The 14,121-nt window shown below is 40.2% G+C and carries 14 protein-coding genes; 8 read left to right on the forward strand and 6 right to left on the reverse strand.

Going from position 1 to position 14,121, the window contains the following annotated elements; all coding sequences use genetic code 11:
- Entirely contained in the window at positions 1–1,128 is a 1,128-nt protein-coding gene (locus AB669_RS11075; protein WP_369799754.1) for a glycosyltransferase, read from the reverse strand.
- A 228-nt stretch (positions 1,129–1,356) separates the two neighbouring features.
- Between AB669_RS11075 and tgt the strand changes: the two genes are divergently transcribed.
- From tgt to AB669_RS11100, 5 genes are all read left to right on the forward strand, one after another.
- Complete coding sequence (tgt, locus tag AB669_RS11080; protein WP_047799367.1) at positions 1,357–2,487, forward strand: tRNA guanosine(34) transglycosylase Tgt; 1,131 nt, start codon at positions 1,357–1,359, stop codon at positions 2,485–2,487.
- A 2-nt stretch (positions 2,488–2,489) separates the two neighbouring features.
- Positions 2,490–3,593, forward strand: coding sequence for an LptF/LptG family permease (locus AB669_RS11085; protein WP_082120653.1), 1,104 nt, complete (start codon positions 2,490–2,492; stop codon positions 3,591–3,593).
- Positions 3,594–3,596: 3 nt separating this feature from the next.
- Entirely contained in the window at positions 3,597–4,475 is an 879-nt protein-coding gene (locus tag AB669_RS11090) for a DMT family transporter (protein ID WP_047799368.1), read from the forward strand.
- A 1,281-nt stretch (positions 4,476–5,756) separates the two neighbouring features.
- A complete protein-coding gene (locus AB669_RS11095; RefSeq protein WP_047799369.1) occupies positions 5,757–8,561 on the forward strand; it encodes a hypothetical protein in 2,805 nt (934 codons plus the stop codon).
- 4 nt (positions 8,562–8,565) lie between these two features.
- On the forward strand, positions 8,566–8,847 hold the full coding sequence (locus AB669_RS11100) for a lipopolysaccharide assembly LapA domain-containing protein (RefSeq protein WP_047799370.1): 282 nt from the start codon (positions 8,566–8,568) through the stop codon (positions 8,845–8,847).
- Between the two features lie 14 nt (positions 8,848–8,861).
- Here the strand turns inward: AB669_RS11100 and AB669_RS11105 are convergent, their stop codons facing one another.
- From AB669_RS11105 to AB669_RS11115, 3 genes are all read right to left on the reverse strand, one after another.
- Positions 8,862–9,164, reverse strand: coding sequence for a hypothetical protein (locus AB669_RS11105; RefSeq protein WP_047799371.1), 303 nt, complete (start codon positions 9,162–9,164; stop codon positions 8,862–8,864).
- Between the two features lie 65 nt (positions 9,165–9,229).
- The gene (locus tag AB669_RS11110) at positions 9,230–9,952 is read right to left on the reverse strand and encodes a pirin family protein (protein WP_047799372.1); all 723 of its coding nucleotides are present in this window, start codon (positions 9,950–9,952) and stop codon (positions 9,230–9,232) included.
- Between the two features lie 79 nt (positions 9,953–10,031).
- Positions 10,032–10,712: a DNA alkylation repair protein gene (locus AB669_RS11115; RefSeq protein ID WP_047799373.1), complete on the reverse strand. Its 681-nt coding sequence runs from the start codon at positions 10,710–10,712 to the stop codon at positions 10,032–10,034.
- Between the two features lie 161 nt (positions 10,713–10,873).
- On the opposite strand from AB669_RS11115, the gene AB669_RS11120 reads away from it, so the two are divergent.
- From AB669_RS11120 to AB669_RS11130, 3 genes are read left to right on the forward strand one after another with little or no spacing between them, the layout of a single operon-like run.
- The gene (locus AB669_RS11120) at positions 10,874–11,605 is read left to right on the forward strand and encodes a bifunctional 2-polyprenyl-6-hydroxyphenol methylase/3-demethylubiquinol 3-O-methyltransferase UbiG (RefSeq protein ID WP_047799374.1); all 732 of its coding nucleotides are present in this window, start codon (positions 10,874–10,876) and stop codon (positions 11,603–11,605) included.
- Positions 11,602–12,165: a phosphatase PAP2 family protein gene (locus AB669_RS11125; protein WP_047799375.1), complete on the forward strand. Its 564-nt coding sequence runs from the start codon at positions 11,602–11,604 to the stop codon at positions 12,163–12,165. Before AB669_RS11120 ends, AB669_RS11125 begins: the two co-directional genes overlap by 4 nt.
- Positions 12,165–12,881 carry a ZIP family metal transporter gene (locus tag AB669_RS11130; RefSeq protein ID WP_047799376.1) on the forward strand — a complete coding sequence of 239 codons (717 nt, stop codon included), beginning with the start codon at positions 12,165–12,167 and terminating at the stop codon, positions 12,879–12,881. The genes AB669_RS11125 and AB669_RS11130 overlap by 1 nt, the downstream gene beginning before the upstream one ends.
- A gap of 5 nt (positions 12,882–12,886) precedes the next feature.
- On the opposite strand, the gene AB669_RS22345 is transcribed toward AB669_RS11130, so the two are convergent.
- Positions 12,887–13,030, reverse strand: coding sequence for a DUF5522 domain-containing protein (locus AB669_RS22345; RefSeq protein ID WP_197082394.1), 144 nt, complete (start codon positions 13,028–13,030; stop codon positions 12,887–12,889).
- An 83-nt stretch (positions 13,031–13,113) separates the two neighbouring features.
- Positions 13,114–14,061, reverse strand: a complete 948-nt coding sequence (locus AB669_RS11135; protein ID WP_047799377.1) for an exonuclease — start codon at positions 14,059–14,061, stop codon at positions 13,114–13,116.
- Positions 14,062–14,121: the final 60 nt, after the last annotated feature.

A 14,121-nucleotide genomic window follows, 5' to 3' on the forward strand; every position in this document is an offset into this window, starting at 1 on the left:
TTATTTCCAGTTAACTTTTTTCTTGCCAAACATGGCGAGAAATCCGTTGAGGGTTAGAAACAGGAACAAAAGTATATCTAAAATTGGGAACCACCAACGCAAATCTCCATAGTTCAGTCTTTTCAACAACTTTGGGTATACAAAGCATCGGATCAGGATACTTAACAAAAGTACTCCACCAGCTAAATACTGGGCTTCTCTGCTTAAAAACATACATGCAGCAAATAATCCGTAAAACATAAACTGCATAACGATTTGTAGGCTCAGGATAAATTTATGTTTTGCTTTATACAATTTTCCGGCACCAAAATGACGTTTCTTTTGTCTCAGATAACCAGCCCAGGTGCGATTAGGTTCGCTCCATACATGACTCTCACTATTCAACCTCACTTCTGTGTTGTATTTAGTAGCGTGGGCATTTACAAACAGATCATCATCGCCGGAAGGAATATGCATATGCGCAGCAAAACCCTTGTTTTTAAAAAACAAAGACTTTTTATAAGCCATATTTCTACCCACCCCCATGTATGGCACCCCTTTTAAAGCGAATCCAAGATAGTTAACGGCAGTGAAAAAAGTCTCAAAACGGATCAGGGCGTTAAGCAAAGTACGCCTTTTAAGGTAAGGGGAATAACCCAATACAATTTCAGTATTTTCATCCGCAGGCTGTTGCATCTCCATCAGCCAGTTATCCGAAGCCGGAGTACAATCCGCATCTGTAAATACAAGCCAGTCGTACTTTGCGGCTTTAATACCCATGGTAACCGCGAATTTCTTACCGGCTAAAAACTTATCGTTGTCCAGCACCTTTACCACCTTCAGATTACTGTATTTCTTAGCCATCTGCTCCAGTAACTCTTCCGTTCCATCCCATGAACGATCGTTAACAACGACAACTTCATATTCCGGGTAATTTTGAGTCATTAGTGTTGGCAGGTATGCACCTAAATTTGCAACCTCGTTCCGTGCGCAAACAACAACACTAACTGGTTTTCGGGAAACAACCGGAACGTCTTCAACTATAGCATTCGCCAGTTTAAGGTGAACAAACAATACATAATATAACTGTACCAGCAGGCAAAATACCAGAGTGGAGAGCAGAATAATTTCTATAGGGGTTAATATCACAATGATGAAATAAATAGGTTCAAATTTCTCATTTTTAATCTGTAATACGCCTTTATGTGGAAAAAAATTAAAGAAAAATATGCCCTCAATTTTTGCTATTTTTGAAAGATTTTTGACGAGAAAAAATACATGTTAACCGTCCGGCATCAAAACGCCAATTAGCTCTGGTTAAGAAGTATTTTGATGTAGGAAACTCCATTTCGACATGGAGAAAATAAAAAGATACAGATGAAATTTAGTTTACAGGCTAAAGACACCCAGTCTAAAGCCAGAGCCGGAACAGTTACAACTGCACACGGCGAAATACAGACACCAATTTTTATGCCAGTTGGTACCGCCGGAACTGTTAAGGCCGTACACCAGCGCGAGTTGAAGCAGGATATCGATGCTCAGATCATCCTCGGAAATACCTATCATTTGTACCTGCGACCAGGGTTGGATATTCTGGAAAAAGCAGGGGGCTTACATCAGTTCATTGGATGGGATCGGCCGATCCTGACAGATAGCGGCGGTTATCAGGTTTATTCCTTGAGTAAAGTGCGTAAGATCAAGGAGGAAGGCGTAACTTTCCACTCCCACATTGATGGCTCTAAACACCTGTTTACACCTGAATACGCCATGGATATTCAACGTACTATCGGTGCAGACATCATTATGGCCTTCGATGAATGCACACCGTACCCCTGCGATTATACCTATGCAGCAGAGTCAATCAAAATGACACATCGCTGGTTACAACGCTGCTGCACACATTTCGATAATACATCACCTAAATACGGCTTCGACCAAACGCTTTTCCCCATCGTGCAAGGATCAGTTTACAAAGATTTAAGGATTAAGTCTGCCGAATTTATTGCAAGTATGAACCGCGATGGTAACGCTATCGGAGGGCTATCCGTTGGCGAGCCTGCTGAAGAAATGTATGCCATGACGGAAATTGTATGCGACATATTACCATACGAAAAACCGCGTTATCTAATGGGTGTAGGCACGCCAATCAACATCCTCGAAAATATTGCACTGGGGGTAGATATGTTTGATTGTGTAATGCCAACCAGAAATGCACGTAATGGAATGCTTTTCACCAGAAACGGGATCATCAATATCAGAAACAAGAAATGGGAAAACGATTTTTCTCCATTAGATGCTGAAAGTGATTTGCATGCAGATCAGGTAACCAGCAAAGCATATTTACGCCATCTGGTTCACAGTAATGAGATGCTTGGTGCACAAATCGCAACACTACACAACCTTCACTTTTATCTTTGGCTGGTAAAACAGGCACGTGAAAAAATTATAGCAGGAGAGTTCTATGACTGGAAAAACAAAATGGTTAAAGTTTTAGGTAACAAACTATAAAAATGAGTCTACTAAAAGGGAAAATTAAAATCATCGATCAATATATCATAGGGAAGTACCTGGGTACATTTGTTTACACACTTGCCATTTTTGTGATTATCATCGTGGTATTTGACCTATCTGAAAAGATGGATGATTTTATGAAAAGCGGACTCAGTCTTTGGGGCATTCTTTCCAAATACTACGCAGGCTCCATCCCCTTTTATGTAAACATGCTGTCTCCATTGATCAACTTCATTGCGGTAATATTCTTTACCGCAAAGATGGCCGATCAAACTGAAATAGTACCCATACTCAGTGGGGGGGTCAGCTTTAACAGATTCCTGTTTCCTTACTTCATTTCCGCCAGCGTGATTTTCTCAGCAAACCTGGTTTCCAATCTGTATATTCTGCCTTATACCAATACCCTGAAAAATAACTTTGAGAACACCTTTGTTAAAAGAAATGATCCGTCAACGAAGTCAAATATCCACATGAAACTGGATAACAAGACTTATATATACATTGATAATTTCGACAACAAAACCAATTACGGGTACAGGTTTTCACTAGACAACTTTAACGGCGACGTATTGACTAAAAAGATCGTTGCAGAAAGTATTAAATGGGATTCACTGAAGAGAAAGTGGCAATTGAGCAACTACTCCATACGTAAAATAGATGGCTTAAAGGAAACCATGATTTACGGGAACGGAAAGCTTAAAGATACGATACTTGATATGAGGCCGGATGATTTTTCAGCCTATGATAACGTGGTTCAGAACCTCACTATAAAGGAATTGTCTGATAAAATTAGGAAGGAAAAAACAAGGGGAACAGGCGTAATGAACGACCTGCAGTTTGAGCGCTACAAGCGCTTCTTTCACCCCCTTTCCGCCTATGTACTTACCCTTATCGGAGTGGCCCTTTCTTCACGTAAAGTTCGCGGTGGAGTAGGTGTTTCTCTGGGGATCGGAATCTTCATCAGCTTCGCCTATATTGTATTCAACCAGTTCACACAAATGTTCTCGACCAAAGGTGGACTTCCTCCATTGGCAGCCGTAATCATGCCCACAATTTTCTTTGCCATCTTAGGCTTTTACTTACTTAAAAGAGCACCAAAATAGTCGATGGACGACAATAAAAAGAACCTGTTAATCCTACACCTCACCGTACTGGTTTGGGGCTTTACGGGCGTACTTGGAAAGCTAATTTCCATTGATGCTGTGCCACTAGTATGGTATAGGGTTTTGATCGCCAGTGCCACGCTTTTCGCCTGGTTTTTGTTATCAAAAAAGAATATTAAGGTTACAAAAAAACAATTCATTCAGTTTATTTTAACTGGAGGAATTGTTGCCATCCATTGGATTTTCTTCTTTCATGCCATCAAAGTTTCCACCGTTTCGGTTACGCTGGTATGCCTCTCTTCATTCACTTTATTTACGGCAATTTTTGAACCGCTGATAAAAAAACAGCCTTTGCAAATCGGCGACATTTTTGTCGGCCTTTTGATTATTCTTGGTATTTACCTGATCTTTAAATTTGAAACACAATACACTTTAGGTATTATTTTCGGTTTGCTTGCAGCTGTTGCGTCGAGTTTATTTTCAACCATTAATTCCACACTCGTTCAAAAAAGTGAACCCTCAATCATCGGATTTTACGAACTGGTGGGCGCGCTATGCTGGATCACATTATACAGGATTTATGACGGATCTTTGATGCATACACCGTTTAATCTTAGCATCACAGACTGGATTTACATTACAATTCTAGGAACCTTTTGCACCTCTGTTGCCTATGTAGCAGGCGTATCTGTAATGAGAACTTTATCCGCTTTCAGAGTGGCTTTAATCACCAATCTGGAGCCTGTTTACGGCGTGGTTTTAGCCTTTATTTTCTTTAAAAATAATGAACAAATGACAACTGGTTTTTACACTGGTGCAGCGATTATCATCGGGTCGATTTTCTTATATCCAATCTATAAGAAAAGAAGAAATAAATTATAAAAAAGCACTGCCAAAAGCGGCTTCAAATACCCCCCTCTATACAGATAGAAAACATTCATTAATCTGGGAATAGTAAACATATTCCAACAACAATTCCAGGCATCAAAATTTACGATTAAAGCTACCTTACGGTGTGTTTCAAGATCCTTGGAAACACCCAGAAAACAACAAAATCTACAGGTCTAATTTCATAAGCACAATGCGTAAATGCAAGCTCAACATGAAACTAAATATAGCTGATGTGCTTACATTTATGAATCCAAAAGCACGGCCTATTACACTAGAGCTTCAGGCAAAAAAGAACATGTGAAGGCTAATGAATTGAGCCAAAGAGGCCGTATTTTAGGAAACATTAAGCCGGGAACACATTTTGAGCAAAAAGCCAAAACAAAGACACAAAACACTAATAATCAGTAATTTAAATATTTATTAATAATTTTCAATAAAATTACGGTTAAAGTCGTCAATGAGCGAATATCGCAAAGAAACCTAATTAAGCGGCTGTTTTCAGCACTAATTCAGCATGATTTGTATACAAATTCGGCAAACAAGACATCTGAAATACAGAATATATTAACTCCAAACCGATCACAATCTAGGCAATTCGACCCGGCAATCAGCGAATCTTATCAGGTATATAGCGATGGTCCATTATTCTAAAAAGGATCAGAAGGGCCAGATCCATATGAAGTAAACAAAATTAGAAAGCCAGTTACGAAATTCAAAACATGCCATAATGGCACTAATATATAGAGCAGCTGAAAAATCTTATGGTTGTTTATCAGACTTTATTCTTGAAGAGTAGTACAAAAACCAACCCGGCCTAAGTGGCCTAAATCCGCCACCCCTTCCAAAACCACCACGCAAACACAACACTTTAATTCTTCGGTTTCAAAAAAAGTGAATTAGCAATTCCAGGAAACCGACAATTTTGACTACACATTCAGCCTTCTATACCTAATAACTATAATGTTGTATTCTTCAACCTAGCCGAAATATGGGTAACCTAAATCCAGTATTGCTGATGTTTTTTTCGAAGAAAATGATTTAAATAGTGTAATTTAAGATCGTTATTCGCATCCTTCAAAAAATTTATAATATTACTAAGTAGAGGTAATTTAGAGATAAATAAAAGCGGCAGTAACGCACATTATCTGAAATTGTACAAAACAAATAATAATTTAAAGATCAATGCTTTAACAAATATTAACTAAATTAAAAAACCATAAAGGTTGACATTTGGAAAAAATGAAAAACTAAATATTTTAGCAAACTATTTAAATGAAGATAAAAAACAACAATAATAAACTATTCATCAAGCATTTAACAGCATTGACATTAAGTCTTATTTCATCATCTGTTTTTGGACAGATTTTCAGCAGTGCTCAAAACCCACTTAGTGTAAAATGGAACTATATTTCGGCCAGTGGCTTTAAAATCATCTATCCGCGGGAACTGGAAAAGGAGGCGCAAAGAATGGCCAATACCCTACCCTCCATCTACCCCAGAATTGGGCTGGGCTTGCACCAGGAAAAAACTTCTATTCCGCTTATCCTCCAGAACCAGGGAACCATAGCAAATGGATTTGTTCAGCTTGCTCCGCGCAAGTCTGAGTTCTATACTACCCCACCACAATATTTCGATAGCCAGGATTGGCTAAATAACCTGGCTGTCCACGAGCTCCGACATATTGCTCAGTTTGACAAATTGACAGGAACACAAACACATCCCTTCCCCGAACTGGTTTATTTCGCCTACTTCGGGGCGGGGATGCCGACCTGGTTTTTCGAAGGTGATGCGGTGGTAAATGAAACTGCGCTAACGAAATCAGGAAGAGGCCGACAGCCCAATTGGATCATGCCCTTCAGAGCCTCCATTCTGGAAGGCGAAAAATTCTCTTATAGCAAAGCATACTTCGGATCAAATAAAGATGTCACTCCCGGCTATTATCAAACCGGCTATACGATGGTCGCGAACATGAAGGCACAGCACGGACAATTCATTTCCGACAGCCTACTTGGCGACATCAGAAAAAGACCGCTAAGACTTTACCCCTTCTCCCAAAGCCTTAAAAAAATCACCAACCAAAACACAAAAGATTTCTATCTTTCTACTCAGGAAAAACTGAAGCGAGAATGGATGAACCAGCTTAAAAAAGACCAGAAAGAAAACTACCTGTCCGCCAACAAAAAAACCACTCTGGCAACCAACTATTTTTTGCCTGTAAGGTTGAATAAAAATCAGATCCTGGCACTTAAAGAAAGTAAACAGGAAGCAAGATATTTTGTGATCATCAACGATGATAAATCAGAACAAAAATTATTCGGGATTGGTTATCAGGAGCAGCCCTGGTTCAGCTACAAAAACAACACCCTGATCTGGGATGAAATAAGATACGATCCAAGATACAAACAAAGAAGCTATAGCGTAATCTGCTCCTACAATTTCATCACAAAAAAAATCAGGAAATTAAGCAGCCGAAGCCGCCTCTTCTCCCCCAGTCTTTCGAACGATGCAACAAAAATTATTGCGGCCAAAGTAGAACTTAACAATCAGTTTAATCTTGTTGAAATAGAAACCTCGTCGGGAAGAATTTTAAAAACTTATCCTAATCCTGAGAATGAAATTTTACAAACGCCGGCTTTTGATGAAGCCGGAAAAAAGATCGCTTATATCGGCGTTAGCGAACAGGGCAAAAATTTAAGTATGCTTGAAAACGGGACGAAAAAAATAATCATCGCGAACAGCAGACAACAAATCAGCCGGCCGGTTTTTATCGGCGAACAAATTCTGTTCAACGCGCACTTTAATGGTACCGATAATATTTACGCGATCGATCCGCAGACCAAAAAAATTGAAGCACTAACGAACTCCAGATATGGCGCATTCAATCCTGGCGAAAGTCAAGATGGTAAGCTAATCTTCAATGACTATAAGCTAAACGGATACGAAATTACTGAGCAAATACTTAGCCCAAAACCAATAGGCGAAGATGCTTTTGTGGACTTCGCCTCAGCGGCAGAAAAACAGGAAAACACGGGAAACGTTTTCAACAATATTCCAGACAGTATTTTCAAGTCTAAACCCTATCATCAGGCGCTGAACCTTTTTAGTTTTCATAGCATTATCCCAACCATTGATGACGAATATACATTCGGACTGGAACTTCAATCTAACAATCTGCTCAATACTATGAGCGTTTACACAGGTGCAAAATTCCATAGAGATTTGAAGCGCTTCGAATACACGGCAGACATCAGCTATAAGGCACTCTATCCTGTATTGACTGTACTTTACCGCAACCGACCGAGAAGAACGTTCTATCGCGCTAAAAATGCGATTCAGCAAGGCGACTGGCGGGAGAACTATACCAAGCTGAATGCTTCCCTCCCATTGTCATTTAATGCAAGAAATAACACCTATGCATTTACCCTAAATGCCGCAACGAGTTTTACGCAACGCTACCTTCCCGAAAACATGCCTGCCAACTTTATTCGCGAACTTAAATTCCCAATGGAGTACAGCTTTGCTTTAAATCACAGCACCAGAACTACTGAACGGGATATCGCTCCAAAATGGGCGCAGGTTTTACGGGCTACCTACAATCACCAACCCTTCGATAATAATTTAGGGGGAGAGATTATGGCTTTGGAAAGTTTCTTTTATTTCCCGGGACTGGCAAAAAACCACTCCTTCCTGGTCAGCTTCAATTACCAGAAAGCAACTGGCGCAAACCAATACTCTACCGAAATATCTACCGTTTATGGTTACAATAATATTTTAGCAAAAAGTAAATTACAAAACACCCTTTTGTTCAATTACCGATTTCCATTTGCATTCCCTGACTGGGAGCTTGGCCCACTGGCCTATGTAAGAAATTTCAGGGCAGGTTTTTTTAGCCACTATGAAAACATCGGTGTTGATACCAATATCGGGGAACCTAAAACTTTTGGATTAGAATTAAACAGTAGCTTAAACATTTTGAGGTATCAGCCTGTTGTAGATGTTGGAGCGAGGTTGGTTTTTGTTCACAAGATATACAATCAAAATCCGATATTAGAGTTTTCATTTAATTATAGCTTTTAACACCATGAGCGGAAAAACCATTTTCATCATCATCTTAACTGTATTGCTTACCGTATTTCTGATGGTGAACACCGAACCCGTTGATTTCGATTTTCTTGTCGCAACGGTTCCAGTATCTAAACTTCTGGTCATCGGCATCTGTATTGTAATCGGATTCATCATTGGCTTTGTAGCTGGTCGTCCACGCAAAACAATCAGCAGCTACGACGATGAAATTGAAAGGAATCAATCGACTCCTGCAAACAAAAAGGAGTTGAGCGACGAAGACAGAGAGTACATTAGTTAGAAATAAAAACCGCATTACACCTGATGTAATGCGGTCATAATTTCTCCGTAAAGCAAACCACTTCCACCACCATAGTGCTGAATAATTTTTAAACCGGGTCGCAATTCCAGCAGACTTACCTTTAAAGCTTTTTCTGCTTCATGGTCTATTCCGTTACCAAGTAAAACCAGATCAATGTGCTGTGCTTTACAAATGGCAACCGCTTCCTCATCTAAACACACACAAATGCCTTTCCACTCCGGCCTGGCATTTAGTAAACGATTCATCACCACTGTAATTTCTGTATCTCTCCCGATGTAAAGTATGATAGTTTGCATATTTTTTAAAAACGAATAAACCCCGCAGAAAGTAAAATCTGCGAGGCATGATAAAAAATGTTTTATTAGTTCAATTCCATTGGAACATCCATCAACAATACTTCCGCACCATCGGTATTGGCTTTAAAACTGATGTGGTCTGTATCCCATATACCAAACCCATCTCTTGCACTTGCGGTTTGTCCGTTAATGGTCACTTCGCCGCTGATCACAAATGCGTAAACTCCATTTTCACTTCTTTTAATCTGATACTCAGTTTCGAAACCGGCATCAAACTTTCCTAACGAAAACCAGGCGTCCTGATGGATCCAAACACCAGCATCATCCGCACTTGGCGATAAAATCTGCTGGAAGTTATTATGACGTGCATCAACGTCTAAAGTCATCTGGTCATAACGTGGAGTAACATTCTTTTTATTTGGAAACAACCAGATCTGCAGTAAGCTCAGCTTCTCCGCTTCCAATGCATTGAACTCACTATGGCTAACCCCTGTACCTGCGCTCATCACCTGAATTTCACCGCTTTTAATCACGGCTGAATTCCCCATACTGTCTTTGTGCGCAATAGCACCCGATAATGGAATGGTGATAATTTCCATATTGTCGTGCGGGTGAGTACCAAAACCCATTCCGCCATCAATCAAGTCATCATTTAAAACCCTTAAAACACCAAAGTGCATTCTTTCAGGATTGTAATAATTTGCAAAACTGAACGAGTGATGAGCATTTAACCATCCGTGATTGGCATGGCCTCTGGTATTTGATTTGTGCAAAATAAACTGTGACATAAATTTCCTTTCTTGTTTATGATACAAATTTACAACAACATTTAGCGCTGCACATTGATGTAGGATAAGTAATGCTCATTCACTTACCCACCCTTCTCAACACGGCTTCGCTGTTCAGCTCCCTTAATGCATCCAGTGCAATCCAGTTTGCTTTCTTATTCTGCTGCTCGAGAATGTGCCGGGCGGTTGCAATGGCATAATCATGCAAAAACGCATTTCGTTTCCCAATCTGCCGCAAAGCCCAGTTTATCGCCTTCTTTACAAAATTGCGGTGATCGCAGGCATGCACTTCAATGAGTGGCAAGAAACTCAGGAACGTCTCATCAGGCTCTTTTTTAAGGTGTACTGCGGCATCCGCCATGAGCACAAAGCCCGCACGTTTTACAAATTCTTTTTCTGCTTTGGCAAACTCAAAAACTTTCGACTTAAAATAAGGCGTTTTAACGAAGAGATTGCCGCAAGCCTGGTCACATATATCCCACGAGCTAAAATCGCTTACCCACGCATCAATTTGCGCTTCTTCGACCATTTTATACTCACCAATAAAAGTCGCTAAAAGCCGGGCCTCATGATAACCCGTTTCCCAAAGCAAAAGCGATAGTTCATGGTTACGACCAATTTCCCTGGCCAGCTGCCTGATATGAGGCACACGGATACCATAGGCCCTTGACACATCAATCCCGAAGTGAGACATTTTTATCAAATACGTAGGATCACCCAGCTTGCTTAGTTCATGAAGAATAAAGTCCACATCATTCATTACACTAATGTATTGATTTTTTAGTATTCCGGTTTCTCACTATTATTTATCAGCACGCGCACAGAACTAAAAGCAATAAAATTGCGATACCGTGAAATTTGTCTACTGCGTTTACTGCAATTTTATCTAAGTTTGCACCTTCCAAAACAAAAAGCTCAGTTATGCAACGCAAGTGGTTCCAATATTGGTTTAATTCACCATATTATCATATCCTGTACCAACAAAGAAACCATGCTGAAGCCGAGTTTTTTATTGATAACCTGACCAAGTTCCTTAATCCTCCGGCCGACTCAAAAATGCTCGACATCGCTTGCGGAAAAGGACGTCACTCGATTTATCTCAACAAAAAAGGGTTTGATGTTACGGGAATAGACTTATCTGAACAAAGCATCAAATACGCCAGGCAATTCGAAAACAATAAGCTTCACTTTCTCGTTCACGATATGAGAAAGCTTTTTTACATCAATTATTTCGACATTGCCTTAAACCTGTTCACCAGTTTTGGTTATTTTGAAACCGAAAAAGAGCACGTAAATGCACTTAAAACCTTCAGAAAATGCCTTAAAGCAGATGGTGTCCTGATCATTGATTACTTCAACACTGAAAAAATCATCAGAAATTTAAACTCTTGCGAAGTAAAGTCACTCGACGGAATTAATTTCAACATCACTAAAAATGTGGTAGATGGCAAGATCATCAAAAAAATAAATTTCGAAGATCAGCAAAAGGTGTATAATTTTGAAGAGCGGGTACAGGCGTTTAGTGTTGAGGATTTCACCCGGATGTTAACCAAGGCAGGCCTGGTGATCCAGAAATCGTTCGGAAGTTATTCGCTTGAGGATTTTGAATTGCCAGAATCTGATCGTTTAATTTTAATCTGCAAAAAAGCATGATAGAAAGCATACAGCAATTTGATGTTGAATTGTTTTTGAAAATCCACCGGGGGCTTTCAAACAGCTTTTTCGATTGGCTGATGCCGTTGATGCGAAACCGGTTTTTCTGGTCACCGCTTTACCTTTTTATCATTATATTCTGCATTAAGCAGTATAAAAAGCAAGGCTATTATATCATTGGAATGTTGCTGGCCACGTTCGCACTGGGCGATCTGATATCCGCCAGACTCATCAAACCCTTCGTGGCCAGGGTAAGGCCCTGCAACGACTTTACCCTGTCGGTCGATATCATCCACCGTGTTCCCTGTGGAAGTGGCTTAAGCTTTCCATCATCACATGCCACCAATCATTTTGCCATTGCGGTATTTTTGATCTGCCTGTTTTACAGCCGCTGGAAACCGGTTTTACCGCTTGGCATTACCTGGGCTGCAATTATTAGCTTTGCGCAGGTATACGTCGGCGTACACTACCCTGTTGATGTGACTACAGGCGCAATACTTGGAACGGTAATTGGTTTTGCATGTTCCCGAATATTTAAAAAATTACAACCCGATTTTTAATGGAAGCCTGGAAATTTGCTGTACTTTTTTGCTGTGCTTTTTTTGGGGGGTCTACCATCTTCCTCGTTAAGAGCGACAAATCCAAATTACTGAAACTGATTTTATCATTCAGCGGTTCCTATCTCTTTGCCATTACCGTTTTACACCTGATTCCTGACGCATATAGCGGAACAGATAAAAATGAAATAGGCATTTTCATTCTCATTGGCTTCCTGCTTCAGATTTTTCTTGAACAATTCTCCGAGGGAGTAGAACACGGACATATTCACAAACACCACGATGGTCATGTGTTTCCTTTCGGCATTATGATCAGCCTTTGTCTCCATGCCTTTCTTGAAGGGATGCCGTTGGCTAAAGATCAGCACAATGAATTGATATTTGGCATTTCCCTGCACCACATTCCTGCTGCCTTCGCCCTGGCCAGCATTTTGATGCAAAATCACTTCAAAAAAGGAAGCATCATATTGTACCTCTTCATTTTCGCTGTAATGGCCCCTCTTGGCTTTTATGTAAGCGTAGGATTAAGCAATGGTACAATCGGTGGAATAGATGCCTATTTCAATAAGATAATGGGAATCGTGATTGGAATATTTCTACACATCTCCACCACAATTTTATTCGAATCGAGTGCTGACCATAAAATCAACACCCGCAAAATGGTGGCAGTTATGCTCGGCATAGGGGTGGCATTGATTGGTTTCTTTGCAGGACATTAATTCATTTACTTCTTTTCTTTCTTTTTACCAAAACCCCAGGGGCAGTGCTTACACTTGTTTTTACAACAATAGCCACGCTTCAGATGATAAGCTTCCGTAAAAACCATAAATCCTTCTTCATTAAAATAAAAGTCTTCGCCTTCTTTCATGTCTTAATTTTTGAATCAGTGAATTTTGAATGATTGGGTTTAGCTGACTTTCCATTCACTCATGCGCTCTCCCACTCATTCAATCATTTGCTATTCAGTATCTTCACAACCAAGGCGTTGCTAAAATAATCCTTTAGCTGGCTACCATCACCATGAAGCGTCCAAACCTGGCTTGGCTTCACTTTCTCAATAGTTTCCAGTATAGCATCCCAGTCTGCATGGTCAGAAATATAAAGTGATATACCATTCTGCTGCTGGAGGTTCTTCCAGCCCGATGCAAAAGCCCTCACTACATTGATAGCTTTATGGTAGCTGTGAAAAACCATAGGCGGCACAATGTATACCTGATGCTGATGGTTATTCTTCATCACTTTCCGGTCATACATTTTATATGCACCCAATTTCATCCCATAATCCTCATATATCTTTACAAAGGGCATAATGCTGTGGTGTACCATAATGTTTTTCTCCGGACAAAAATCATTGAGCAGCTGGATAATTCTCTGGCTCTTTCCCAGCGCATAGGCACCCAGCATGATATTGGAATCTGTATCGTTAAGCTTTTTAATCTCCTCCACCGCCGATGGATGTTTCGTCTCAGGATTAGCAAAAGTACTCTCTGTAATCAGTACATCGGCCCGAACGAACTCAAATGGTTCACAGGTAATATCAGCTTCCAGTTTATAATCACCCGTATACAGGTACCTTATGCCCTGATATACCATTAAAACCTGGGCAGAACCCAGAATATGTCCGGCTGCATGAAATGAAATTTCCACACCACCTATGTTGAAGGTTTCATTGTAACGCTGAACATGAAAGTCGACAGCCGCAAACTTACGGTAACGATGCTTCATGAAACTTTCAGTTGCTGCAGTACAGTAAACATTCTGGCTGCCACCTATTGCGTGGTCGCCGTGCGCATGAGAAACTACTGCTTCTTTTACCGGCTGCTGAGGATCAAGGTAAAAATCCCCGTATGTGCAATACAAGCCTACAGGGGTAATCGTAATAAAATCGTCTAAAATCATGACTGGATTTATGGGAATAATAATTTGTGGGGTTCAGTTGATGATTTTCCCGGAGCCAGG

The sequence above is a fragment of the Pedobacter sp. BMA genome (assembly GCF_001027745.1).
Taxonomy (GTDB): domain Bacteria; phylum Bacteroidota; class Bacteroidia; order Sphingobacteriales; family Sphingobacteriaceae; genus Pedobacter.